This window comes from Rhizobium sp. CNPSo 3670, assembly GCF_057784555.1.
Genome location: NZ_JBXSOL010000002.1, coordinates 292,057 through 316,455, shown reverse-complemented (window position 1 = coordinate 316,455; position 24,399 = coordinate 292,057). Strand labels below are relative to the sequence as shown.

The window sequence follows — 24,399 nt, the reverse complement described above, 5'->3', positions numbered from 1 at the left end:
CCGCCCAGGCCATGAGACCTATCCGACCTATCACGACGCCACCGTCCAGAAGGTGCTGATCAACGGCGTCAAGTGGGCCTACAACCCCGAAGGCGCGTTGACCGGCATTACCGACGCTCCAAATGTGCCGGTGGAAAAGGCATTGGAGCCGATCGTCGAACGCGGCCCGAAACTGCACCAGGCCGGCGAAGCCGGTTACCGCTGAGGAGCATCTATGCGACTACTCGTTCTTGGCACGGGCGTGATGGCGAAAAGCCAGCTCACCCACTTCAGCAAAATCGACGGGGTGACGGTGGTTGGCGCCGTCGACACCGATCCCGACCGGCTTTCCGCCTTTGCCGACAAGTTCAATATCGAAAAGCGGTTTCATTCGTTGGATGAGGCGATCGCCTGGGGCGAGTTCGATGCGGCGACGAACATCACGCCCGATCGCATCCATCACCCGACCACCATGGCGCTGATTGCGGCCGGCAAACATGTGCTCTGCGAGAAGCCGCTGGCGGAAAACTATCCTAAGGCGCTGGAGATGACGGAAGCGGCCGAAAAGGCCGGTGTCATCAACATGGTGAACCTCACCTATCGCAACGTTGCGCCGCTGCAGCGTGCCCGCGAGATGGTGCTATCAGGCGAACTCGGCACGATCAAGCATGTGGAGGCCTCTTATCTCCAGAGCTGGCTCGTCTCGCGCGCCTGGGGCGACTGGCGCACCGAATCGACCTGGCTGTGGCGGCTTTCCACCGGCCACGGCTCGAACGGGGTGCTCGGCGACGTCGGCATCCACATCCTCGATTTCGCTGCTTACGGCGCCGCGACCGACATCGACCACGTCTTTGCCCGGCTGAAAACCTTCAACAAGGCGCCAGGCGGCCAGATCGGCGAGTATATGCTCGACGCGAATGACAGCTTTAACATGGCCGTCGATTTCGCCAACGGCGCGCTCGGCGTCATCCATGCCAGCCGCTGGGCGACGGGCCATCTGAATGAGCTTAAGCTGCGCATCTATGGCGAAAAAGGCAGCCTTGAAGTCATCAATCGCCCGGCTGGGTCCGAGTTGCGCGGCTGCCTCGGAGAGGATGCCGAGACCGCCAGCTGGAAGGAGATCGAAGCGCCGCCGGTGCCAACCAACTACCAGCGCTTCGCCGAAGCGGTGGCAAGCGGCATCCAGCCCGACCCGAACTTCCGCCACGCCGCCAACCTGCAGAAGGTCCTCGATCTCGCCATGGTGACGGAACGCGAGCGGCGCGAGCTGAAAGTCTGATCTCCGCTTGGGATATGGAAGCCGCCGTTCAGACGGCGGTTTGCCGTGCTATCGCGCGCCGATTGATTGTTGGTGCAAACGTAGAAAAAAGGCCCCGCCGAAGCGGGGCCAGAGGTAGTCGAGCCGCAGTAGGCAGTCTCGACCGCTTGATTATTCGATGACCTGCACGACTCTATGGGTGCGGGGTTCAACGATCACACGACGATCGTTGACGACCGTATAGGCGTATTTGGGGTTGTCGGGCACCGGAGTGACGACGACATCCGCCGGAAGTGGCTTGCCGACGACGATCGGCTGTTCAACGACCACGCGGGAGGTCGGGGCCGGCTGCTGCTCGACATAGGTGACGACCTCGCGCGGCGGCGGGTCAATAGCGGCACCGGCGACACCGCCGGCTATGCCGCCTACGGCGGCACCCACAGGACCACCGACGATCGCGCCGGTGATGGCGCCACCAGCTGCACCGGTGACTGCTCCGTCAGCCAGAGCATTGGTGGCAAGCGACGACAGCGCAAGGGCGCCGGAGACAAGTATGATCTTGTACATTTTGCTTCTCCTTTGCTGGGGTTGCACTCGACTAACGACGTCGCCAAATCGAGGTTCCCGCAGCAAAGAGTCACGCTTTGGAAGACCGGTTTACATTCTGTGAGGCGGCCCCTGCATGTGTGGGACTGGGATTATTCCAGGCGCCGGCGGAAGAGCCAGGCAGCGGCGCTGAGCGTCACTGTAGCGATCAGCGCCAGTGGGATGGTCTGGTTCACCACCTCGCCCAAAGGGATATCCTTGAGGAATACGCCTTTGACGATCACCAGGAAATAGCGCAGCGGATTGACGTAGGTTATCGGCTGCAGCCAGCCCGGCATGTTTTCGATCGGGGTCGCGAAGCCCGAGAGCAACATGGCCGGGACCATGAACAGGAAGGCGCCGAGGATCGCCTGCTGCTGCGTCATCGACAGCGCAGAGATGAAAAGACCGAGGCCGGCGACAGAACCGAGATAGAAGATCGCGCTGCCGTAAAGCAGGAAGAGCGAGCCGCGCAGCGGCACCTCGAAGAGGAGGACGGCAGCGAGAATATAGACAGTGATGTGAAAGAGGCCGATCATCATCGGCGGGATCAGCTTGCCGATCAGGATCTCGTGCAGGCGCAACGGGGAGACCATCAGCTGGTCGAAGGTGCCGAGTTCGCGCTCGCGGGCAATCGACAGTGCCGTGACGATCAGGCCGATCAGGAGCGCGATGCTGGCGATCAGGTTCGGCACCATGAACCATTGATAGGTGAGGTTCGGGTTAAACCAGTTGCGCGGCACGGATGAGACGGTGCTGGCGCCGGCGCGTTTGCCGGCCGGCGTCTCGGCAGCAAGCGCCGCACCGATCTGCGAGAGGTAGCCCGCGACGATCTGCGAGGCGTTGGAGCGGCGGCCGTCGAGCACCACCTGCAGGTCGGTCGGCGTTCCCGCTTCGATATTGCGGGAGAAATCCGGGCCGATTTCGATCGCGGCGATGACCGTCTGATTGTCTATCGCCACCTGGACCTCAGCCTGTTCGGCGGCGATCGCGATATTGCGGAAGGTCGGCGAGCCATCGATACGCTCGATCAGCTCCTGGCCCCAATGGCCGTTGTCGCGGTTGAGGATCATGACGTCGACATTGCGCACTTCGAGCGTCGCCGCATAGGAGAAGACGAGGAGCTGGACGATCGGCGGGCCGATCAGGATGGCGCGGCCCTTGGGGTCGCGCAGCACGGCGAGCAATTCCTTGACGATGAGGGCGTAGAGCCTTGTCCATCCCATCTCAGCCGATCCTCTTTCTGGTGCTGCGTGCGGCCAGGACGAACATGACGCCGCCGATCGTCAGCATGACCGAGATTGCCTGTCCGAACATCGGCCAGATGTCGCCAGCGAGAAACACCGTCTGCAGGCTGGGGATCAGGTAGCGGGCCGGCACGATGAAGGTGATCCACTGGATGATCCTGGGCATGGAATTGATCTCGAACAGGAAGCCCGAGAGCAGGAAGGCCGGGAGGAAGGCGGAGATCAGCGCCAGCTGCGAGGCGAGAAACTGGTTCTTGGTCGCCGTCGAGATCAACAGGCCTTGCCCCAGCGCCGGGATCAGGAAGGCGGCCGACAGGGCATAAAGGCCAGCGACCGAGCCGCGGAACGGCACGCCGAAGAGAAAGACCGCAAGCAGAACGCAGAGCGTCATCGACGTCAAGCCGAGCAGAAAATAAGGCAGGATCTTGCCGGCAAGCAGCTCGACGGCCGTCACCGGGGTCGCCATCATTGCTTCCATCGTCCCGCGCTCCCATTCGCGGGCGACGACGAGTGAGGTCAGCAGCGTGCCGATCAGCGTCATGACGATGGCGATCGAGCCCGGCACGAGGAAATTGCGGCTGGTCAACTCCGGATTGAACCAGAAGCGCTGCTCGACTGTGATGGCGGGACTGTGGGAGGCGACGTCCGCCTGCCTCTGCTGTTCCCAGTTGGCAACGGCGCCCTGCGCATAGTTCTGGACGAAGTTCGCCGTGTTCGGATCGGAGCCGTCGACAATCACCTGGACCTGCGGGCGGTTGCCGGCGGTATAACGGGTGGTGAAATCGGCCGGGATGACGACGATGCCGCGCACCTTTCCGATCACGAGATCTTCTTCGAACAGGCGGCGGTCACGGCCGATCGCCACGTCGAAGTAGCGCGAGGCCCGGAAGCTGGCCGCGAGGTCCTGCGTCAGCGGCGTCATCTCCTCGGTCACGAGGCCTATGCGGGTACGCGTTGTATCGAGCGAGACGCCGTAGCCGAAGAGGAAGAGCAGGATCAGCGGCAGTACGAAGGCGATGAGGATGCTGCTCGGGTCGCGGATCGCCTGGAAGCTTTCCTTGCGCACCAGAGCTGCAAGACGCCGGAGCCGGCCGGAGGAAATGCTCATGCTGCATCCTCCGCTTCTGATTGCTGCACCAGCGCGATGAAGGCGTCCTCCATCGTCGGGTCCGGCACATCCTTTGTCGCGACACGTGCCTTCAACTCATCGGGAGAACCGAGCGCGATCGAACGGCCGCGGTAGATCAGCGAAATGCGGTCGCAATATTCCGCCTCGTCCATGAAATGGGTGGTGACGAGCACGGTGACACCCTTTTCGACCAGGCCATTGATATGCGTCCAAAACTCGCGGCGAGTGATCGGATCGACGCCGGAGGTCGGTTCATCGAGGAAGAGGGCGCGCGGTTCGTGCATGACGGCGCAGGCAAGTGCCAGGCGTTGCTTGAGCCCGAGCGGCAGATCCTTGGCGGCGTCGCGGGCATGGCGGCCGAAATCGAAAATGTCGGCCATCAGCTCTATGCGCTCGCGCCTGCGCTGGCCGCGAAGGCCATAGACGCCTGCGAAGAATTCCAGGTTCTGCATGACTGTAAGATCGCCGTAGAGAGAGAATTTCTGCGCCATATAGCCGAGCTGGTTGCGTGCTTCGGCCGCATCGCGACGGAGATCGAAGCCGGCGACGCGGCCTTCGCCGCCGGTCGGCTTCAACAGGCCGCAGAGCATCTTGAAGGTGGTGGACTTGCCGGCGCCGTTCGGACCGAGGAGGCCGAAGATCTCGCCGCGGCGGATATCGAAGCTGATGTCGTCGGCGGCGGTGAAATCGCCGAAGCGCTTGGTCAGGCCCCTGGCCTCGATAACCGGCCGGTCACCCTCGGCTTTCAGCGGCTCTTGCGCTTCGGCAAGCCGGGAGCGGCCGCCGGGGCCGCCGCCGAGCTTATCGACGAAGGCGTCCTCGAAACGCGGTGGGGCGGGGGAAAGCGATGCGCCGTCGCCGGCCTTGCCGATATCGGGCGTCTTGCCGCTGGCCGCGACGAGGCGGATCGCCTCGCCCTGAATCACCCCGTCGATGATGCCATCGGCCTCCAGGAGTTCGGCGAGAACCTGCCGACGGCGGCCGGTCACATCGGATACCCGGAAGACACGATCGCTGACGCGCTCGGTCATTTCATTCGGTTTTCCCGAGAAAAGCAGTTTTCCCTGGTTCAAGAGCAGCACGTGGTCGCAGGCTTCGGCCTCGTCGAGATAGGCGGTCGACCAGACCACGCCTATGCCTTCCCTAGTCAGGTTCTCGACCATCTTCCAGAGGTCGCGGCGCGAGATCGGGTCGACGCCGACGCCCGGTTCGTCGAGCAGCAGCAGGCGCGGCTTTTTCAGAAGCGCGCAGGCAAGGCCGAGCTTCTGTTTCATGCCGCCGGAGAGCTTTCCGGCGAGCCTGCCGGTGAAGCGTTTAAGGTCGGTGAAGGTCAGCAGCTCGTCGAAGGCGCCGGTGCGTTCGCTCTTCGGCAGGCCGCGCAAATCGGCATAGAGGTCGAGGTTTTCCTGCACCGAGAGATCCTCATAAAGACCGAAGCGCTGCGGCATGTAGCCGATCGCCGCCTGAATGCCGGCGGCGTTCTTTCTGGTGTCGAAGCCCAGCACTTCCATCGTTCCGGTGTCGGGCAGCATCAGGCCGGTCATCAGCCGGATTAGCGTCGTCTTGCCGGCGCCGTCGGGACCAACGAGGCCGGTGATCGCGCCGCCGATGACGCCGGAGACGGCGTTAAGGGCTGCAGGTGCATCGCCGAAGCGTTTGGTGACGCCGTCGATCCGAACGAGCGGCCTGGCGTCCCGACCGGGTTCCGGGGCAGTCATTGTCGGCCTGTCGGCGGCGCGGACAGCCGCACGGTGACCGGCATGCCCTGCCGCAGGTCGGGGCCGGGCCTGTCGATGACGATCCTCAGGCGATAGACGAGATCGGTCCTCAGTTCAGGCGTCTCCACCGACTTCGGGGTGAATTCGGCGACCGGCGAGATGAAGCCGATGGTGCCTTCATAGGGTCTATCCGGCTGGGTATCGGAGGTGACGGATACTTTCATGCCGGGGTGGACGCGGCCGAGATCGGGTTCGGCGACATAGCTGCGCACCCAGACCGGCTCTGTCAGGGAGAGCACGAAGACGGTATCGGCCGGCGAGACGATCGCGCCGTTCTCCCGCACCCGCGAGAGGATGACGCCGTCGTTCGGAGCGCGCAGTTCGGTGTCTGCGAGCGAAGTTCGGGCTGAGGCGAGTGTGGCCTCGGCGGCCTTCAGCTGGGCGTCGGCGGCGGCGATGTCCTCGGCGCGCGAGCCTTCCTGCAGCAGCTTCAGCGCCTCGCTGGCGGATTGCGAGCGAGCGGCGGCCATCGCCTTTGCGGCGGTCGCCTGGTCGAGGTTCGCTTCGGAAATCGTGCCCTGCGGGCGAAGCTGGCGGGCGCGCTCATAGGCGAGGTTGGCATTCTGCAGATCCGCGAGGCTTTCGTCGTAGGCGGCGCGCGCCTGGGCGATTTCGGTCGGCCGCGGGCCGGCCGTCAGCTTATCGAGCGTAGCGCGAAGGGCCGCGGCGTTGGCTTCGCCGGAGCGGACGGCGAATTCGTAGGGTGCGGCGTCGAGCTTCGCCAAAAGCGTTCCTCTCTTGACGATATCGCCCTCGTCGACCCCAAGTTCGGAGATACGGCCGCTGACGCGAAAGCCGAGCGAGACCTGGCGGACATCGACATTGCCGTAAAGGACGAATTCACGCCGGGCCTCGGGCCGCCAGCCGAACCGCTCGGGCAAGCCGTACCACCAGGCTGCAGCACCTGCGCTGGCGAAGAGAAGGACGGCGATGGGAAGAATGCGTTTCATGCCGCACCTCGTTTCGACGGGCCGATGACATCGACCAGTTCGGCGGCAAGGCCGCGCAATAGTTCCACCTGCTTCGGGCCGAAGGTGTCCCATTCCATCTGGGCGAGAACGGCCGCACGGGCAAAACGAAAGATGAGGATGCTGCCGACGAGATTGAAGGTGCGCAGGCGCACATGTTCGGACGCCGGATCTTCGCCGAGAATGGCACCGACCAGGCGCCGGCCCATTTCAATCATCGGACGCATGATGCCCTGATAGACCCGCCGGAAGGCTTCGGTCGGCTCCATCTGCTCGCGGATCAGGAAGCGGGCCCAAGGTTCGGATTCCCTGGCGACGAAGAGCGTCACCATGGTCTGGAGGACTTCGGTGAGGAAGGCGCGCGCCTCGGCTTCGCCGAGCGGCTTGCCGGCTGCGTCGAGTGCCATGAGATGCGCGCCGATGTGCGCCCGCATGCCGCTGACATGGGCGTCGATCTGCATCATCAGATGTTCGGCGGTGGCGATGTAGAGGCCTTCCTTGCTGCCGAAATAATAGGGGATCGCCTGCAGGTTGACGCCGGCGGCTTCGGTCAGCTGGCGGGTTGAGGCGCCGTCAAAGCCGTAACGCCCGAATACGTCGAGAGCGGCCGTCAGCATCTTCTGGCGGGCGATCTCGGCGCGGGCGGAGGCCGGTGGATTTGGAGTGTCACTGTTCTGGGTCATGACGGAATTCATAACACCAAAGCCAAAGTAAGTCAATCGAATGATATATTTTCGGTAGCGAGCCTGTCTGGACGCGGAAAAGGGCACGTGCGTCCTTTCAGACGTCGGGATGGCGGCTAAAGCGGTTCAGCTTTTCACGGAAGCGCAGGACCGCTCCAACCTTTTGGATTTGTGCCATTCCGGAAGGAAAACCGCTTCGCGCTTTGCCTGGAATTGCTCTAGGTGGGAAGCGCCATCGCGGGGATGTGTGTCCGGCGCCCGCCCGCGGCGAAACGAAGAGCCGTTGTTTTTCTCGTTATGCGCTCATTTTTTGACACAAAACTGCCTTGCTCCTTCCGTACCGCCAATGCGATGCGTATCCAAATCTATATTATCGCGCTCCTGCTCAGCGCCATCATGTGGTCGATCTCGTTCGATGCGGCGCGAGAATCCTATCATGCCGCGCAGAGCGCGGGCCTGATGCCGAACCTGCATATCAACAAGAAACTGGATCGCATCCTCTAAGCTGCGGTCCGCGTCGGGGCATCGCTTCCAGCCGCGGTGTGGCTGGTTTCGTCAGGCATGTCGATGGCCTTCCGACAGAAAGCCAGATTTCCTAAAATTTGACCGATCCGCTTAAAAGCCCTGCAAATTCTGGTGTGTAGAGTGTTCTCATGAAGGCGGCCGAAGCGTGGACAGACGCATCGACCGCTTGGATCAGGGCGAAACGAAAGCCCTGCGATCCGAAAACGGGGACTTCGACATGCAGAAAACTCTTGCCGCCATCGCCTTGACCTTGAGCATCACTGCGGCTGCCGGGCCGGCCCTCGCCATCGGGCCTGCCGGTCTTGCCCAAGACCTGATGTATACGTCTGCCATCGGCCGTTCGCCCGAGATTCCGCTGACGACACGTGTGGGTTTCGTGCGGCCGAGCGTTCCCTTCGTTCTACGCAGCCCGGCTGCTATCGAAGGCGAGGGCTATCGGCTCAAGGCCTATTCGAAGAGCCTGAGTTTTGCCATCGACTATGTGTTTGCAAAGACTATCGGCACCGTGGAAGCGCTCGCGTTTCTGCGCTAAGTCGCGAGGATGTTCGGATTAAGCGTCTAGTTCGCGACGAACGTCGAGATACCATTCGACGAAGGCTTTGACGCCGACATCGAGCGTTGTGCCCGGCTTGTAGCCCGTCAGCGCGACGAGCAGATCAGGGGCGGCGAAGGTGCGCGGTACGTCGCCCTTCTGCATGGCCAGCATCTTGCGGATGGCAGGACGGCCGAGCGCCTTTTCCACCGTTTCAACAAAATCCATCAGACTGACCGGCTGGCCGCCGCCGATATTTACGACGCGGAAAGGCGCCTGTCGCGAGAGCGTTTCGATGCTCGCGTCGGCCAAACGATTCTCTTCGCGCGGAGCAATGGCCGAGAGCCGGACGATCGCTTCGATGAGATCGTCTATATAAGTGAAGTCACGGCTCATATTGCCTTCGCCGTAGATCTCGATCGGCTGGCCTTCGAGCATGTTCTTGGCGAATTTGAACAGCGCCATATCGGGCCGGCCCCATGGGCCATAGACGGTGAAGAAACGGAAGGCCGTCGTCGGAATCTTGTGGAGATGGGCATAGCTGTGTGCCATCAGCTCCATCGATTTCTTCGTCGCGGCATAGATGGTCAGCGGTTCGTCGGCACGGTCGGTTTCGCGGAAGGGGACAGTCGCGTTGGCGCCATAGATCGATGACGTCGAGGCCAGCATCAGATGGCGAACTTCAACCCGCCGGGCGATTTCCATGATGTTCCAGGAGCCTTCGACATTCGAATGTATATAGGCTTCGGGATTTTCCAGGCTGTAGCGAACTCCGGCTTGCGCGGCGAGATGGATCAGGATGTCAGGCGCGGCCGCGGAGACTGCCGCTTCCAGCGCCGGCCGGTCCTCAAGCATTGATATGACAGGCCGGAAGGCCGGAAACTGAGAGAGTGCGGCGTGGCGCATCTCTTTGAGCTTGACGTTGTAATAAGGAGTGAGGCCGTCGAAGCCTGTCACCTCATGCCCTTCCTGCAACAGGCGCCTAGCCAGATGAAAACCGATAAAGCCGGCAGTACCTGTAATGAAGTAGCGCATTCCCACCTTTTCTCGGCTCCCTGCCGGCGGCAAAAGCCGATTCCGTAAAATGGCACCCACTTACAGGATAAAAAGAGGCCGAGTCGATAGGCCATTGAAAGATAGCACCTGACGCGGCGCTGCTGTCGTCGTTTCTGGACGCTATGCTGCATTGCAACATAGCGGCTTGCATGTTATGGGCGGCGGTCGTCTTGAGCATGATGCCGAAATGGTTGAGCGGTTTCGGGCGACATCCTGTTCAGGCGAGACCAGGGATTGATGAGAAACATAGTTTATTGGATTCTCTCTGCGTTTCTGACCCTGGCCATTGCGGTCGTGTCGCTGCGCTATCTCACGAATTTCTGGCTGCTCTCCTTCATCTACAGTTTTCAGATCCATCTCGGCCTCACATTCGCCGCCGCCAGCCTCGTCATCCTGGTTGTCAGAAGACATGCTTACGGCTTTGCCCTTCTGCTTGTCTCGCTGCTCCTCACCGCGCACGGCGTTATCATGCTCCGTGAATTCGCCGGGGACGACAGGGGAACGGGAACGGCGCCGCTTTTCCGTCTGATGTCGTTCAACGTTGCGATCGATAACTGGAAAAATTCGACCGCCATCGCGGATATGGTGATCGCTTCGAATGCCGATGTCGTCAATCTGCTCGAAGCCAAGCCGCTGACGTTCCATCTGCAGCGATTGTTCAAGGTCTATCAGTATCATATCGGTTGCGACAACGGCAAAGACAGCTGCGATACGCTGGTGCTATCGAAACGCCCGTTCGTGACCCGCCAGGTTGCGAGCATCGGCAGCTTGCGGAAAGACAGGCTGGTCGCAGCGAGCGTCGATTTTGGCGGGCATACCATCAATCTCGTCTCGGCCCATCTCACCAAACCCTATTTCGACGATTACCAGATAGAAGAGCTGGACGATCTTAGCAAAGCACTTAATGCGATCTCAGGTCCGCTGGTGCTGTCCGGCGATTTCAATTCGTCGTCGATCGCCCCCAGCATTCAGGCTCTCCTGCGTAAGCAGAAACTGAAGACTATGGCGCCCGAACCGGCGACATGGCCGATCGCCGCCGGTCGGTTGGGTATTGCCATCGATCACATATTCGCGCGCGCGCCGCTTCATCTGACGTCGTTGAAGCGCCTCGACGACAATTTCGGCTCCAACCATTCAGGGCTGATCGCCGAATTCGTTGTCGATAAGAGCGGCGAGACGGCGCCGGCACAACAACAGGCAAGATAAGCCGGGCTGAAATTAGAATCTGGTCCGGCCGCCCTTGCGGTCGATCATCTGAAAATTCTTGCCGTCAGTCTTCACGTTGACGCAGTCGGTCGACTTATCGGGAAACCGGACACAGACCTGGCCATTGTTGATCTTGTAGCCATTCTTGCTGCCCTCGCGATATTCATAGCCGTTGCTGCTTTCTTTCAGCTCCGACGTGCCAGGCAGATGCTGTCGGATTTCCGCCTCGCTTGCGGCGCGCATGTTCGCCGTTTGGGCAAAGGTCATTGCCGGCAGCAGGATTGAAAGAAATCCGGCGAGGGCGGGCAGGGTACGCATCAGAGGACATCTCCTGTCAGGTCTGTCGGCTCATTCATTCTACGAGAATCCCGGCAGGGAATTCAACAGGGATGGTGGGCATGCCGCAAGCGCCGGCGGGCTGACTTGGCCCGCCGGCCGTTCCGACGCTTGGCTTACGTTCTTCCGAATTCGTCGACGATGCGGATGATATCGTCCTCGCCGAGATAGGAGCCCGTCTGAACTTCGATGAGCTCGAGAACGATCTTGCCGGGATTGGCGAGACGATGGACTTCCCCGAGCGGGATATAGACGCTTTCGTTCTCACGCAGCATCTGCACATTGTCGCCGATCGTCACCTCGGCCGTTCCCTTGACGACGACCCAGTGCTCGGAGCGATGGTGGTGTTTTTGCAGCGAAAGCTTCTTGCCCGGCGTGACGAAGATACGTTTCACCTGAAAGCGGTCGCCGTTGAAGATAGAGGTATAGCCGCCCCACGGTCGGTAGGATGTCGGATGCGTTTCGGCAAATTTCGCCGTCGCCGAGGAGGAGGCCAGCATCTTGACCAATTGCCCGACGTTCTGGCTGTCCTTGAGTGGTCCGACATAGACGGCGTCTTCGCTGGCGATGACGGCGACATCCTCCATGCCTTGGACGGCAAGGTGTACGCCATGGGTCATGACCAGCGAGTTGCGGGTATTGACGACGGTCGTGTTTGCGGCGGCGACATTGCCGTTATCGTCGCGTTTGCCCGATTTCCAAACGGCATCCCAGCTTCCCATGTCCGACCACCGGAATGGCGAGGGGACGACCGCGGCCTTCGACGTCTTTTCCATGACCGCATAATCGATCGATATATCCGGGCTCTTGGCGAAATGGTCGGCATCGAGGCGGGTGAAGTCGAGATCGCGGCTTGCCTTGGAAACAGCCTTGCTTGAAGCCTTCAGCACCTCGGGCGCATATTCGTGCAGCTCGGCAAGAAGTTCCGTCACCGGGAACATGAAGATGCCCGAGTTCCAGTAGAAGCCGCCGTCGGCGAGCATCCGCTGGGCTTCATCCAATGCCGGCTTCTCGACGAAGCGGCTCACCTTGTGGGCGCCATTAACAAGCGCATCGCCGATCTCGATATAGCCATAGCCCGTCGCTGGCTCGGTCGGGTTGATGCCGAAGGTGACGAGCCTGCCGTCGGCCGCCGCCTCGCGAGCGATGCGGATACAGTCGAAATAGCTCTTGTCGGCGAGGATTTCATGATCCGAGGCGAGCATCTGGATGATCGTGTCCTTGCCGAAGAGCTCGGCGGCGAGCGTCGCGGCAGCGGCGACCGCTGCGGCGGTGTTGCGGGCAACGGGCTCGAGCAGCACGGCGGCGAGCGGAATGGCAAGTGCGCGGGCCTGCTCGGCGACCAGGAAGCGGAACTCCTCATTGGTGACGACGATCGGAGCTTCGTAGAGCTCGGGATCGGAAACGCGTTCGAGCGTTTCCTGAAACAGCGTCTTATTACCCACGAATTGGATGAATTGTTTCGGCGCGGTCGCACGGGAAAGCGGCCAAAGCCGCGTGCCTTTGCCGCCGGCCATGATCACGGGAACGATTTTCTGCGTCATAGGCGGGTTCCTTGAAATAGACGACCTTACTGGTTGCATGTCAGCGGGCGGCTGCCCAGCCTCTTATTCTGTTGAGACCGGCGTGCAGCAGGTCGAGAGCTGCAGGCTCGCTGCCGGCTTCCACGTAGCAGCGCATTTCCGGCGCATTGCCGGATGGGCGGAAATGGATGATCCGGCCGTCCGTCAGTGTCATCCGAAGCCCGTCAATATCGGATTTGGTCGCGACAGCGCCGATCGGCTGCAGGAAAGAACGGAGATTTTGATCCGAGGCGCGCAAGTGTTGCATCAGCGCGGCGCTCGTCTCCGCCGGGAAATTCTCCAGACGATCGGCAGCAGCGAAGGGCAGCTTATAGGAGGTCGCAATGGCAGAGAGCGGCTGCCTGCGAGCGGCCGCAAGCGACAGGACTGCAAGCATGGGAATAAAACAATCGCGCGTCGGCAGGGCGCGGACGTTCTGCCCGTTGACATCGAAAGGGCTGGCGGTCAGCAAACCGCCATTGGCCTCAAAGCCCATGACCCGATTGTCGCCGGCCGCCACGGCCTCTTCCATGCCTGTTATGACGAAGGGAGAGCCGACACGGGTGCGCTTGACGGCGAAGGAGCCCGCGACCTCGATGCCGGAATTGGAGGTGACGGGCGTCACCACGATGCGAGCTCCCAAGAAATTGGCTGCTATAAGGCCGAGGAGGTCGCCGCGCAGTGGCGTGCCGGTTTCGTCGGCGACCAGCGGGCGGTCGCCGTCGCCATCGGTCGAGACGATTGTATCGAAGCTGTGATCGGAGACCCAGCGCTTCATCAGCGTGATGGTCTCCTCGGAAACGGCTTCTGTATCGACCGGAATGAAGCTATCCGAACGCCCGAGAACGGTGACCTCAGCGCCATAATGGGCAAGAACGTCGACCAGGAGATCACGGGCGACGGTGCTGTGCTGGTAGACGCCGATCTTCAGGCCGGACAGCGCGCGTTGCGGAAGCAGGGCCGTATTGCGTTCGAAAAAGAGCTGTCGACAGATCGCCTCACGATCTTCCATCGCCGCTGGCGCCTGGATCACCGCTTCGCCACTTTTCTCGATTTCGGCCGCCAAGGCGGTAATCGCAGCCTCGTCCGATTTGTCGATCTCGCCGTCCGGACGGTAGAACTTGATGCCGTTGCGGTCCGCCGGAATATGAGAGCCGGTTATCATCAGGCATGCGGCCTTGCTTTCAAGACCATAAAGAGCAAGGGCTGGCGTCGGGACATTGCCGCAGTCGAAAATGCGGAAGCCGAGCGCGGCAAGCGCGCCAGCGCAATTGCCCGAGATTTCGGGGCTCGAATCGCGAAAGTCGCGGCCGATCAAAATGACGTCGCCGGTCTGTGCCTTGCCGCTTTTCAGCAGATATTTGCCGAACGCCATCGCGTAGAGAGCCGAGGCGCGACCCTTGAGATCCACTGAAAGTCCGCGAAGGCCGCTCGTGCCGAATTTCATTTGAAGAGGTGTCTCCAGTTTACAATCAAGGTTCTACTCAGGCCGCCTGCCGGCGTAAATACCGAAGCCATCATATAGTTAAACACGAACGACGATGCCTCGGACAGCCTCTCGCAGTCTTCTCTCGCCGATCCTAAAGACGTAGACCCATTGCCGACAGGCATTGCAGCGTAGATCGATTTTGTTAGAACCGTGTGTCCATTGTTTCGTCCTATGCTGAAGGGTTCCTGATGAGCGATACATCCGTCAGTCTCGATGAGAGCTGGAAGGCCGCGCTTGCGGGGGAGTTTTCAAGCCCCTATATGCAACAACTCAAATCCTTCCTCGTCGCGCAGAAACGAGTGGGCAAGCGGATATTCCCGAAGGGCAGCGAATATTTCCGCGCTCTTGATCTGACGCCGATTGCCAATGTCAAGGCCGTCATCCTTGGACAGGATCCCTATCACGGGCTGGGGCAGGCCCATGGCCTGTGCTTCAGCGTCCGGCCGGGCGTGCGCATACCGCCCTCGCTCGTCAATATCTACAAGGAGATGGAGACCGATCTCGGGATATCGCCGGCGCGTCACGGCTTTCTCGAACATTGGGCAAGGCAGGGCGTGCTTTTGCTGAACAGCGTGCTGACGGTCGAGGAAGGGCAAGCGGCCGCCCATCAAGGCAAAGGGTGGGAGCGCTTCACCGATGCCGTTATCGGCAAAGTCAATGACGAATGCGAATCCGTCGTCTTCATGCTCTGGGGCTCCTATGCCCAGCGCAAGGCCGCCTTTGTCGATACGGCGCGGCATCTGGTGCTCAAGGCGCCGCATCCCTCGCCGCTTTCCGCCCACAACGGCTTCTTCGGGTGCAAACACTTTTCCAAGGCGAATACCTTCCTCCAGTCCCGCGGGCGGGCCCCGATCGACTGGCAATTGCCGGCAGATCCTCACGGCGCCTGAAGTGAACGCGGCCTGATCTTTGTTCACTAATAATAGACAATGCGTTTTGGTCTCAGGGTCTATTCCGGAGGCCGGGTGAGGCGCATTTATGATCCATGAAAAGCCCGCGAAAGGCGGGCAAGAAAGGGGTCTCACATGCTCGATCAGATCAAGGGTCTGCACCACGTCACGTCGATGGCGGAGGACGCCCGCACCAACAACCAGTTTTTCACCCATGCGCTCGGCCTGCGTCGCGTCAAGAAGACGGTCAATTTCGATGCGCCTGATGTCTACCACCTCTACTATGGTGATGAGACCGGTGCGCCCGGCACGATCATGACCTATTTCCCGTTCCCGAAGATGGCGCAGGGCCGCCCCGGCACCGGTGAGGTCGGCACGACGGTATTTTCCGTCCCGCAAGGCTCGCTCGGCTTCTGGAGTGACCGCTTCGCTACGCTTGGTCTCGGCGGCGTGAAGGCTGAGGAAAGCTTCGGCGAAAAGCGCCTCAACTTCTCCGGCCCGGATGGCGACGGCTTCGCGCTCGTCGAGGTCAAGGACGATGACCGCCAGCCGTGGACGCATGGCGGCATCAGCGAGGATCACGCCATTCGCGGCTTCCACTCCGTTGCCTTGCGGCTGAGAGACGAGGGCGCGACGGCCGAACTCTTGAAATTCATGGGTTATCAAGTGGCTGAGGAGCGGGATGGCATCAAGCGGCTGATCAAGCCTGACGGCAACGGCGCGCACCTCATCGACCTTGAGACGATGCCGAACATTGCCCGCGCGCTTCCCGGCGCCGGCTCCGTCCACCATGTCGCCTTTGCCGTCGAGAATCGCGAAAAGCAGCTCGAAGTGCGCAAGGCGCTGATGGATACCGGCTATCAGGTCACGCCTGTCATCGACCGGGATTATTTCTGGGCGATCTACTTCCGCACGCCGGGGGGCGTTTTGTTCGAGGTCGCGACCAATGAGCCCGGCTTCGACCGGGACGAAGACACGGCTCATCTCGGCGAAGCGCTGAAGCTGCCGCAGCAGCACGCGCATCTTCGCGCCTTGCTCGAGCAGCATCTGCAGCCGCTCGAAGCGTAAGGAGGGCAAGATGACCGAAACAGGATATGTGCACCGGCTGCATGCCGGTGCACCTGACAAACCTATTCTGCTCGTGCTGCACGGCACCGGCGGCGATGAAAACCAGTTCTTCGATTTCGGCCGACGGCTGCTGCCCGAAGCAACGATTCTTTCGCCGCGCGGCGATGTTTCCGAATATGGTGCGGCGCGGTTTTTCCGCCGCACCGGGGAAGGGGTCTACGACATGTCCGACCTCTCACGCGCGACGGAGAAGATGGCGGCCTACGTCAAGGCATTTGCCGACGAATACCGGGCTTCTCACATTCTCGGCCTGGGTTTTTCGAACGGCGCAAATATTCTTGCCAATGTGCTGATCGAAAAGGGCATCTTCGACGCCGCGGTTCTGATGCATCCGCTCATTCCGTTTCAGCCGGAGGCTCGCTCGACACTCGCGGGAAGAAAGGTGCTGGTGACAGCCGGGCAGCGGGATCCGATCGCTCCGATTGCGGTGACCCAGGCGCTGTCTGCGCACCTGGAGGGCCGGGGCGCGGAGGTCAGGACGGTCTGGCATGCCGGTGGGCACGAGATCGCTCCACCGGAGATTAATGCGGTTGGCGACTTCCTCGGCGGCTATTGATCTGTGCCGGCACAGTGGCCAAGATATTGAGCGGGGCCGGCGAATGCCGGCCCCGCATCATTGCTGCAACGACGATCATGGCGTCGTTGATCGACAAGTTATCCAAAGCGCGTCGCGATCTTTCAGATTCGCTCCTTGCGCTTTAGGTCCCCGATTACGCGTGTCGTTGCCGCAAAACCGCAGCGCAGTTCTGCGCGACATGCTTATGGGCGATGAGGATATTTGCCTCTTATCGCCTTCATGTAAAAATTCCCCGGTGATTCTGCCATCGTCAAACCGACGACGACGCCTTTGGGGACTCCTTCATATTCTCGTCTCTGACCGTTGGTCAGATAGACCCGTAGATGCCGGCTGTCTTCGTCGTAGCTGATCGCCTCGATAAGTTTCGAATCAACCGCAGTTTCCACTTTGCACCCCGCAGTTTTGGATCTGAGATTCCTGATCAAGAATTGTCATTCACGCTCGCAGCGCACCATATTTATGCGGCGTCGCAGGGTCGTCAAGCGTGATCTGCTTTAACGTTCATTTTTTCCGGCAGCCTCTCGCTATAGTTGATGTGTGCAGCTTTTTCGAAGTCCTCACCTGTGGAAAGTCAATCATTTCGAGTTCTTCCAGGGGTGGAAATATTGGATGACACAGCTGAATGTGAAAGAATCGAACCAGTAGACATAAGTTTAACCAGTGGTTAAGCATCATGTAATAAAATACAACCTGTTATTAATCGCGATGTCTTCCCATCTATGGATAAGTACAGAACGCCGATTTCCGCGGCAGCCGTTTTGCTATCGCCGGTGAGCTGCGGCGCTTTGCACCCAGGGGAAGATACGCAGGAGACCCTTGCGCTTTCAACTGCGAGCTACAAGGATGGACCGTCCCCGTTGCCTGATGTGGGAGCGCAGCGTTCTGTAGCGGCCGCGCAGGCGAGCCTGGCGCGCGCGGTTCAGCAAACCGCGAAGGATCATGTCGTTCCGAATATGGCAAGAGGTTGCGGCTACATTGTCGACGCCGCGATCAGGCCAACTTCTTATGAACACTGCGATTCGTGCCATTGCAGCGATAGATGGGAAATCGATCAACCCGCCACGCGGTCGGGTCTCATAAATGGGTTACATGTCTAATTATCTAGGACGGTGGCGACAACAGATACCGATGCTGGCCGGCAATCGTAAGCAGCGCGCTCGGCTGACCTTTGCCGAAGGCGACTTCGCTGCGGTCTACGCCATGAGCGATGTTCACGGATGTTACAACGAACTCCTCGACGTACATCGCCGTATCGAAGAGGACGCAGCACGCATCCAGGGGCCGAAACTCATCGTCATGCTCGGCGATTATGTCGACCGTGGACCGGATTCAAGCGCGGTTCTGGAGTTCCTGAGCAAGAACCCGCCGCCAGGATTTCAGCGCTTGGTCCTTTGCGGCAATCACGATGCTGAGTTGGTGAAGCTCTATCGCAAACCGGCGGGTATTCTCGAATGGCTGGGTTTCGCCGGGACGGAGACGCTGCACTCATACGGCATCGATATCGAGCATCTCCTGCAGTCGGCGGCCGGAAACGAAACGATCGCCCGCGTCATTCGCAATATGATACCCGAGCGGCATATCCAGTTCCTCGAATCGCTGCCGATCATGGTGCGAATGGGCAGGGTGGTGTTTGTGCATGCAGGCGTCAGACCCGGCATCGATCTTGAGAAACAAAAAGACAGCGACCTCATGTGGATCCGGCAGCCCTTCCTGGACGAGGGACCGCAGCTTCCTGTCCTCGTGATCCACGGACATACTCCGGGACGAGCCCCGACATTCGGTCCGCAACGCATCGGCATCGACACCGCCGTTTCGGCGACGGGCCGGCTGACTGTACTGACGATCAAGGGGACGCGGGTAGGGCTGCTTTAGAGTCTTTGGACGCTCCAAGGACGCGCTTCCCTCTGAATCCCTCTGTCGTCCTTTTCGAAAATCGATTCCGATCTTTAAGCCGATGCGCTGGGCGAAGAGAGCGTGGGGCACGCTTCAAAAACAATCGCCGCGGACTTGTGCCCGCGGCGCCAGAAGGTTCACATAGTTGCCAGGCTCGTCAGGCGTCCTGGTAAAGGTTGGTGCCGATACCGGTATAGGTAAAGCCGTGTCTGCGGATCTCGTCACTGCGGTAGATGTTGCGCAGATCGACCAGGACCGGAGCGCGCATCGACTGCTTCAGGCGGTTGAAATCGAGTGCGCGGAACTGGTTCCATTCAGTGACGATGACGAGGGCATCGGCGTCGGCAGCGGCTTCGTAAGGGCCGTTCGCATATTCGATGTTCTCGATGACCTTGCGGGCATTGTCCATACCCTCGGGATCATAGCCGACGACCTGGGCGCCGGCGTCCTGCAGGGTCTGGATGATGGCAATGGCCGGGCTGTCGCGCATGTCGTCGGTGTTCGGCTTGAAGGTCAGTCCGAGGATGGCGACTTTCTTGCCGCGAATGTCCCCGCCGACGGCCGAAATGACCTTGCGGCCCATCGCCCGCTTGCGGTTGTCGTTGATCGAGATCGTCGTTTCGATCAGACGGACCGGTGCGTCATAATCCTGCGCCGTCTTGGCAAGGGCAAGCGTATCCTTGGGGAAGCATGAACCGCCGTAACCCGGACCGGCATGCAGGAACTTGGAGCCGATACGGCCATCGAGGCCGATGCCGCGTGAAACGTCCTGGACGTTTGCGTCGACCCTTTCGCAGAGATCGGCGATCTCGTTGATGAAGGTGATCTTCATGGCCAGGAAGGCGTTGGCCGCATATTTGATGAGCTCGGAGGTGCGGCGGCTCGTGAAGACCAGGGGAGCCTGGTTGAGGTAGAGCGGACGATAGACTTCAGTCATGGTCTCGCGTGCCCGGTCGTCATTCAGCCCAACGACGATCCGATCCGGACGCTTGAAATCCTCGATCGCCGCGCCTTCGCGCAGGAATTCGGGATTGGAGACGACGGCGACGTCAGCCGAAGGATTGGTTTCCCGCACGATGCGCTCAACCTCATCGCCGGTGCCAACCGGCACCGTCGACTTGGTGACGATGACGGTGAAGCCCTCAACATAGGTGGCAATCTCGCGCGCAGCGGCATAGACGTAGGAGAGATCGGCATGGCCGTCGCCGCGACGGGACGGTGTGCCGACGGCGATGAACACGACGTCGGCGCCACGAACGCTTTCGCCGACATCCGTCGAAAACGAGAGGCGGCCGGTGCTGGTATTTTCAGCAACCAGCTGATCGAGACCCGGCTCGTAGATCGGAATACGGCCCTCGCGAAGGGCCTCGATCTTACTCAGATCCTTGTCGACGCAGATGACGTCGTGGCCGAAATCCGCAAAGCAAACGCCTGAAACGAGGCCGACATAGCCTGATCCAATCATCGTGATGCGCATATTTCCCTCAAATCATTAGAGTAGAACGTCATGCTGCGTCGCAGCATGGCGTTCGTCATACTGAATCTGGGCCAAAAGACAATATCGAAGATCGCTTAATACCCACATCGGAAGTCGTATCGAGGGTGCCGCTGTTTGCTGCCGGGCACCCGCTCGACAGCAAAAACATAGGTTTATGTGGGCGATATGACAAGCCGAGCCGTTCGCGAGCGCCGGCTCGACTTCAATCCGGGAATGAGACGAATTGCTCTATCGGCTGCCTCGGCGGCTACAGCCGGTACCAGACGTAGGGGTCCGTTCCCGATTGGATCTTGTCCCAGCGCAGATCTGTATCGCGCCAGTTCTTGATGCTGCTTTGCCTGTTGTCGAGCACCAGGTCGCCCTTGTCGGTTCTGACCACTAGGACGGCGTGCCCTTCGCCGGAGGGTGTATAGGCTGTTGCGATCCGCAAGGCGCGCGATGACCAGCCCATCGCTATCAGGCGGCTGCGCTTGGTCAACGCAAAATCTTCGCAGTCGCCGCTGCGCACATTCACCTTCCAGACATCGCCGTTCAGCTCGTTGCGGGAATCGTTGCGGCCGATCATGGTACGATTGACGGTGTTGTTCACATTCTTCAGCTGCAGCATTTCTTTGTCCGTCAGTGCGATGACCGACAGTCCGTTATTGTCGCGGCATTCGGCAGGGTTCTGGGTGCAGAACAGCACCTGGGCGAAGGGCGGAACGATCTTTCCCTTTTCGGAGATATAGCTGACCTCCGACTCGTTGGTCAGGCCGCGGGCGAAACCTGCGGGGCCGGCCGCGAATGCAGAGCCGGCATTCCCCGCTGTAAAAGCCAGTGCCAGAAGTGTAACGAAGGTTTTCTTCATCTCTTAATCCCCGTCAGGGCAAGCGATTGAGATCAGGCTTGCCTTTTGGCTCAGTCAATGGCATGGCGATTTAGTGATCTGCCAAGTATTGGGCACAGAACGTCTATCCCGTTTCTGCTGCTTGAAGGAGCATAAGCGGGGTCCTGTCTCGATTGGCTTAAGCCATTCGCGACAATTTTAACGATGTGGAATTCTGTTGCACTTTAACACGCAAGCGCTTGATCTGCAACTTATGTTGGTACGAGTATATTAACCGTAATGGTTGTGATTGGCTCGTTTTGGCTGCTGGTGAGTGAAGTCAAATGTTATCCAACCTCATCAACAGGCAGGTCTTGCGGGAAGCGATTCTCGTTGCCTTCATCGGCCTGGTGATATTGACGCTCATTCCTTTTGGAAGTGTCACACCTTTGCCCTTCGCCTTCGCCGCAATCGGAATGTTTGCTCTTGCCATCGTTTCGGTATTGCTGTTTGCGGAGCCAAAACAAAGCAGGTGGGTGTTCAAGATCGCCTTGCTTTTGCTCGTCGTACTGACGAGCTGGACATTTATCCAAACGATCGAACTGCCGGCCAATTTGCTGGCAAACCCCGCCTGGGGCGCTGCACGCGATCTGGCGGGCGTCCAATATGCGGCGATCTCCGTCGAACCGGCCGACACGCTTGCCTCGTTACTCTGGGTGGCCCTGCCTTTGGTGACGTTTCTGACCGGACTTATCTTGTGCGATACCGATCAACGAGCGCGGAAGGTGCTGGCCAGCCTGGGGCTCGCGGCGGGCGGCATCGCCGCTTTCGGGTTGCTGCAATTTTCGATGTTTCCCCACATCCTGATCGTCATAGATAAACACGCCTACCTCGACAGCCTGACGGCCGTCTTCGTCAACCGCAATACCGCCGCCACTTTCCTCGGGCTGGGAACGTTGCTCATGCTGACGCTGGTCAGGGACATTACCCGTTCCTATTCAACCCATCCGCCCGGCGAACCAGGCCGAAACCTTCTGCTCTTGAGAACGTGGATCTATATTCTGCTCTTATGCGCATGTTTCACCGCGTTGATGCTGAGCCGCTCACGCGCCGGAATATTCGCGACTTTTGTTGCTGCGCTCATCTATTTTCCATGGCTGGTCCTCAATTGGAACAGCTCAAGGCGATATTTAATACCGGCACCGAAATGGCATTCGGTGTTAAAGCTTCTCGCGGCAGTGATTTTCGTCGTCCTCTTGCTAAGCATATTTGCAGGGCAAGCGATCTTACGCGCGCAGGAACGGCGGCTCGAGGATGATGATCGTTTCTGTATTCTGCCCGGCATATGGCGCGCCATTTCGGATCACTGGTTAACCGGAACGGGCCTCGGGACCTTTCGCACCGTTTTTTCGGCCTATCGTGATCCGGCCTGCGGCATCTTCGGGATTTTTGACCGTGCACATAATTTCTACCTCGAAGGATTTCTGGGCTTGGGGGTAGCGTTTCCAGTTGCGACGTTTCTTGCTTTCGCAGTGCTCGCGAGGGTTTTCTGGCGCGGGCTCTCCGAGAGGCGGCGCCTGCGACATTATGTTCTGCTCGGCATAGCGGCGACGGTTCTGGTCGCTCTTCATGCTGCGGTCGATTTCTCGCTGCAAATCCCCGGTTTCGCAGTATTTTTTTCCGCATTCCTGAGCGCCGTTGTTGCAGTCAGCCTCGGCCGCAGTCACCGCGAGACGGATCGCCAATATGGGTGACCCGTGCATGCGCAATGGCTTAAATGAATGGAATTTATGAAGGTTTCTCGAAGATGCCGGATTGATTCAGGGCTGCGGGTTGACTCTTAAACCTAAGAAATTTTATAGCGGACCCAGCCTTTAGATTATTGCCGGCGTCAGAGAGCCGGGCTGAGGCCGTATGTTTGCTGAAGGGCGCGGCGTTGCCGGGCTGCCACAGTTAGAGAATGATAAACGGCATTCGGTAATTATTGATCAGGGATTGTCTTGTAATTTGTCCGATTGCGGAGCAGTAGCTTCAAGGGCGTCAACACGGGTTAGTCTATGGGTTGTTTTCCTGTTGGTAGTACACGCGTCGCCATTGTTGTAGCGCTAACGAGTATATTGGCAAGCTGCACGTCCTTGCCAAGGTCCGGCCCCGATCACAAGGATGTTGATCGAAACGCCGCGGTAAAGGTAACGACAAAGGAGCGTCGGGTCGGTATCGACTACGCCCTGGTTGATCTCAGCAAGAACGTCTTGGCCTATTTCACGACTCCGCAGCCGACCTCGTTCAAGGGTTTTGGCGGTGGGCGCGGTGGCGCGCCCGAAATCCCCCTTGGTTATGGCGACGTCGTTCAGGTTGCGATTTTCGAAGCCCAGTCCGGTGGTCTCTTCATTCCGTCCGACGCCGGTAGCCGGCCTGGCAATTATATCTCTCTGCCAGAGCAGACCATCGATAGAAACGGAACGATCACGATCCCCTATGCGGGTCGCGTTCCGGCTGCCGGTCGCCTGAAGGAGACTGTCGAGCAGGACGTCGAAGATCGTCTGGCTAGCCGCGCAATCGAGCCGCAGGTTGTTATCACAACGACGACCAACCGCTCCAGTCAGGTAGCCGTGCTGGGTGACGTCAACAATCCTCAGCGCGTTCAGATCAGCCCTGCCGGTGAGCGCATTCTCGACGTCATTTCCGCCGCGGGTGGTTTGACGACGAATAACATCGAAACGAATGTGACGCTGCAGCGACGCGGCAGAACGGCGACGGTCGCCTACAATACGCTGCTGAAAAACCCGGCGGAGAATATCTATGTGGCGCCGGATGACACGATCTCCGTCGATCACGAGCGCCGCACGTTCCTGGCGCTCGGCGCCGCCGGCGTGAGCGGCCGGTTCGATTTCGAGGAGTCGGACCTGACCCTCGGGGAGGCCATCGCCAAGGCGGGCGGTCTGCGTGACGACCGTGCGGATCCAGCCCAGGTCCTGCTCTATCGCCTTGTCCCGAAGAAGACGCTGGCAGCGATGCATGTAGATACGACGCGGTTTGCCGGCGAGACGGTTCCGGTGATTATCCGCGCCAATCTTCGTGATCCGGCAACCCTGTTTGCCGCTCAGCAATTCAAGATGGAAGACAAGGATATTATCTATATTTCCAATTCGGACTCTATCGAACTGGTCAAGTTCCTTGACATCGTAAACTCGGTATCGTCCACTGTTGCCGGCGTCACGGACGACGCACGCGATACCCGTAATGCGGTCCAAGACCTCGGAAACTAAGTGGGG

At 59.8% G+C, this 24,399-nt stretch carries 23 protein-coding genes and 2 pseudogenes; 12 read left to right on the top strand and 13 right to left on the bottom strand.

All coding sequences use genetic code 11. The annotated features are described in order from the left end of the window. Together AC13QO_RS03200 and AC13QO_RS03195 are read left to right on the top strand one after the other, a co-directional pair. Positions 1-205, top strand: a pseudogene (locus AC13QO_RS03200) (ThuA domain-containing protein); the annotation flags it as partial. A gap of 9 nt (positions 206-214) precedes the next feature. Next, a complete protein-coding gene (locus AC13QO_RS03195; RefSeq protein ID WP_488539888.1) occupies positions 215-1,258 on the top strand; it encodes a Gfo/Idh/MocA family protein in 1,044 nt (347 codons plus the stop codon). A 150-nt stretch (positions 1,259-1,408) separates the two neighbouring features. On the opposite strand, the gene AC13QO_RS03190 is transcribed toward AC13QO_RS03195, so the two are convergent. From AC13QO_RS03190 to AC13QO_RS03165, 6 genes are all read right to left on the bottom strand, one after another. Then, positions 1,409-1,804, bottom strand: a complete 396-nt coding sequence (locus AC13QO_RS03190) for a DUF1236 domain-containing protein (RefSeq protein ID WP_064705948.1) — start codon at positions 1,802-1,804, stop codon at positions 1,409-1,411. A gap of 131 nt (positions 1,805-1,935) precedes the next feature. Then, positions 1,936-3,048 carry an ABC transporter permease gene (locus tag AC13QO_RS03185; protein WP_285194334.1) on the bottom strand — a complete coding sequence of 371 codons (1,113 nt, stop codon included), beginning with the start codon at positions 3,046-3,048 and terminating at the stop codon, positions 1,936-1,938. A gap of 1 nt (position 3,049) precedes the next feature. Beyond that, complete coding sequence (locus AC13QO_RS03180) at positions 3,050-4,177, bottom strand: ABC transporter permease (protein ID WP_488539887.1); 1,128 nt, start codon at positions 4,175-4,177, stop codon at positions 3,050-3,052. Further along, the gene (locus AC13QO_RS03175; RefSeq protein ID WP_488539886.1) at positions 4,174-5,916 is read right to left on the bottom strand and encodes an ATP-binding cassette domain-containing protein; all 1,743 of its coding nucleotides are present in this window, start codon (positions 5,914-5,916) and stop codon (positions 4,174-4,176) included. Before AC13QO_RS03175 ends, AC13QO_RS03180 begins: the two co-directional genes overlap by 4 nt. Then, positions 5,913-6,926, bottom strand: a complete 1,014-nt coding sequence (gene hlyD, locus AC13QO_RS03170) for a secretion protein HlyD (RefSeq protein ID WP_285194336.1) — start codon at positions 6,924-6,926, stop codon at positions 5,913-5,915. Before hlyD ends, AC13QO_RS03175 begins: the two co-directional genes overlap by 4 nt. Further along, positions 6,923-7,627, bottom strand: a complete 705-nt coding sequence (locus tag AC13QO_RS03165; RefSeq protein WP_285194337.1) for a CerR family C-terminal domain-containing protein — start codon at positions 7,625-7,627, stop codon at positions 6,923-6,925. Before AC13QO_RS03165 ends, hlyD begins: the two co-directional genes overlap by 4 nt. A gap of 222 nt (positions 7,628-7,849) precedes the next feature. Here AC13QO_RS03165 and AC13QO_RS03160 point away from each other — a divergent pair, with 222 nt between their 5' ends. Both AC13QO_RS03160 and AC13QO_RS03155 read left to right on the top strand, forming a co-directional pair. After that, the gene (locus AC13QO_RS03160; RefSeq protein ID WP_285194338.1) at positions 7,850-8,131 is read left to right on the top strand and encodes a hypothetical protein; all 282 of its coding nucleotides are present in this window, start codon (positions 7,850-7,852) and stop codon (positions 8,129-8,131) included. 166 nt (positions 8,132-8,297) lie between these two features. Then, a complete protein-coding gene (locus AC13QO_RS03155) occupies positions 8,298-8,684 on the top strand; it encodes a hypothetical protein (protein WP_285194339.1) in 387 nt (128 codons plus the stop codon). A gap of 18 nt (positions 8,685-8,702) precedes the next feature. Here the strand turns inward: AC13QO_RS03155 and AC13QO_RS03150 are convergent, their stop codons facing one another. After that, positions 8,703-9,719 (bottom strand): NAD-dependent epimerase/dehydratase family protein, encoded by a 1,017-nt coding sequence (locus AC13QO_RS03150; protein ID WP_285194340.1) that lies wholly within the window; start codon positions 9,717-9,719, stop codon positions 8,703-8,705. Between the two features lie 258 nt (positions 9,720-9,977). On the opposite strand from AC13QO_RS03150, the gene AC13QO_RS03145 reads away from it, so the two are divergent. Then, on the top strand, positions 9,978-10,946 hold the full coding sequence (locus AC13QO_RS03145; RefSeq protein WP_488539885.1) for an endonuclease/exonuclease/phosphatase family protein: 969 nt from the start codon (positions 9,978-9,980) through the stop codon (positions 10,944-10,946). 12 nt (positions 10,947-10,958) lie between these two features. Here the strand turns inward: AC13QO_RS03145 and AC13QO_RS03140 are convergent, their stop codons facing one another. The 3 genes from AC13QO_RS03140 to AC13QO_RS03130 form a co-directional block, all read right to left on the bottom strand. Then, positions 10,959-11,264 carry a hypothetical protein gene (locus tag AC13QO_RS03140; protein ID WP_097597120.1) on the bottom strand — a complete coding sequence of 102 codons (306 nt, stop codon included), beginning with the start codon at positions 11,262-11,264 and terminating at the stop codon, positions 10,959-10,961. Positions 11,265-11,398: 134 nt separating this feature from the next. Further along, on the bottom strand, positions 11,399-12,826 hold the full coding sequence (locus AC13QO_RS03135; RefSeq protein ID WP_488539884.1) for a mannose-1-phosphate guanylyltransferase/mannose-6-phosphate isomerase: 1,428 nt from the start codon (positions 12,824-12,826) through the stop codon (positions 11,399-11,401). A gap of 40 nt (positions 12,827-12,866) precedes the next feature. Continuing rightward, positions 12,867-14,291: a phosphomannomutase gene (locus tag AC13QO_RS03130; RefSeq protein WP_488539883.1), complete on the bottom strand. Its 1,425-nt coding sequence runs from the start codon at positions 14,289-14,291 to the stop codon at positions 12,867-12,869. A gap of 230 nt (positions 14,292-14,521) precedes the next feature. Between AC13QO_RS03130 and ung the strand changes: the two genes are divergently transcribed. From ung to AC13QO_RS03115, 3 genes are all read left to right on the top strand, one after another. After that, a complete protein-coding gene (gene ung / locus AC13QO_RS03125; RefSeq protein WP_097597117.1) occupies positions 14,522-15,223 on the top strand; it encodes a uracil-DNA glycosylase in 702 nt (233 codons plus the stop codon). 135 nt (positions 15,224-15,358) lie between these two features. Beyond that, the gene (locus tag AC13QO_RS03120; RefSeq protein ID WP_488539882.1) at positions 15,359-16,291 is read left to right on the top strand and encodes a VOC family protein; all 933 of its coding nucleotides are present in this window, start codon (positions 15,359-15,361) and stop codon (positions 16,289-16,291) included. A gap of 10 nt (positions 16,292-16,301) precedes the next feature. After that, on the top strand, positions 16,302-16,907 hold the full coding sequence (locus tag AC13QO_RS03115) for an alpha/beta hydrolase (RefSeq protein ID WP_488539881.1): 606 nt from the start codon (positions 16,302-16,304) through the stop codon (positions 16,905-16,907). A 203-nt stretch (positions 16,908-17,110) separates the two neighbouring features. On the opposite strand, the gene AC13QO_RS03110 is transcribed toward AC13QO_RS03115, so the two are convergent. Next, positions 17,111-17,353 carry a KTSC domain-containing protein gene (locus tag AC13QO_RS03110; RefSeq protein WP_064804427.1) on the bottom strand — a complete coding sequence of 81 codons (243 nt, stop codon included), beginning with the start codon at positions 17,351-17,353 and terminating at the stop codon, positions 17,111-17,113. 378 nt (positions 17,354-17,731) lie between these two features. On the opposite strand from AC13QO_RS03110, the pseudogene AC13QO_RS03105 reads away from it, so the two are divergent. Then, positions 17,732-18,025: pseudogene (locus tag AC13QO_RS03105) on the top strand (hypothetical protein); the annotation flags it as partial. Continuing rightward, positions 18,009-18,800, top strand: a complete 792-nt coding sequence (locus tag AC13QO_RS03100) for a metallophosphoesterase (RefSeq protein ID WP_097597114.1) — start codon at positions 18,009-18,011, stop codon at positions 18,798-18,800. The pseudogene AC13QO_RS03105 and the gene AC13QO_RS03100, both read left to right, overlap by 17 nt. 178 nt (positions 18,801-18,978) lie before the next feature. Here the strand turns inward: AC13QO_RS03100 and AC13QO_RS03095 are convergent, their stop codons facing one another. Together AC13QO_RS03095 and AC13QO_RS03090 are read right to left on the bottom strand one after the other, a co-directional pair. Then, complete coding sequence (locus tag AC13QO_RS03095) at positions 18,979-20,298, bottom strand: UDP-glucose dehydrogenase family protein (RefSeq protein ID WP_285194348.1); 1,320 nt, start codon at positions 20,296-20,298, stop codon at positions 18,979-18,981. A gap of 268 nt (positions 20,299-20,566) precedes the next feature. Beyond that, positions 20,567-21,166, bottom strand: coding sequence for a transglutaminase-like cysteine peptidase (locus AC13QO_RS03090; protein ID WP_488539880.1), 600 nt, complete (start codon positions 21,164-21,166; stop codon positions 20,567-20,569). Positions 21,167-21,468: 302 nt separating this feature from the next. Between AC13QO_RS03090 and AC13QO_RS03085 the strand changes: the two genes are divergently transcribed. Further along, entirely contained in the window at positions 21,469-22,878 is a 1,410-nt protein-coding gene (locus AC13QO_RS03085) for an O-antigen ligase family protein (RefSeq protein WP_488539879.1), read from the top strand. Between the two features lie 303 nt (positions 22,879-23,181). Further along, positions 23,182-24,393, top strand: a complete 1,212-nt coding sequence (locus AC13QO_RS03080) for a polysaccharide biosynthesis/export family protein (protein WP_183699205.1) — start codon at positions 23,182-23,184, stop codon at positions 24,391-24,393. The last annotated feature ends 6 nt before the right edge of the window (positions 24,394-24,399 follow it).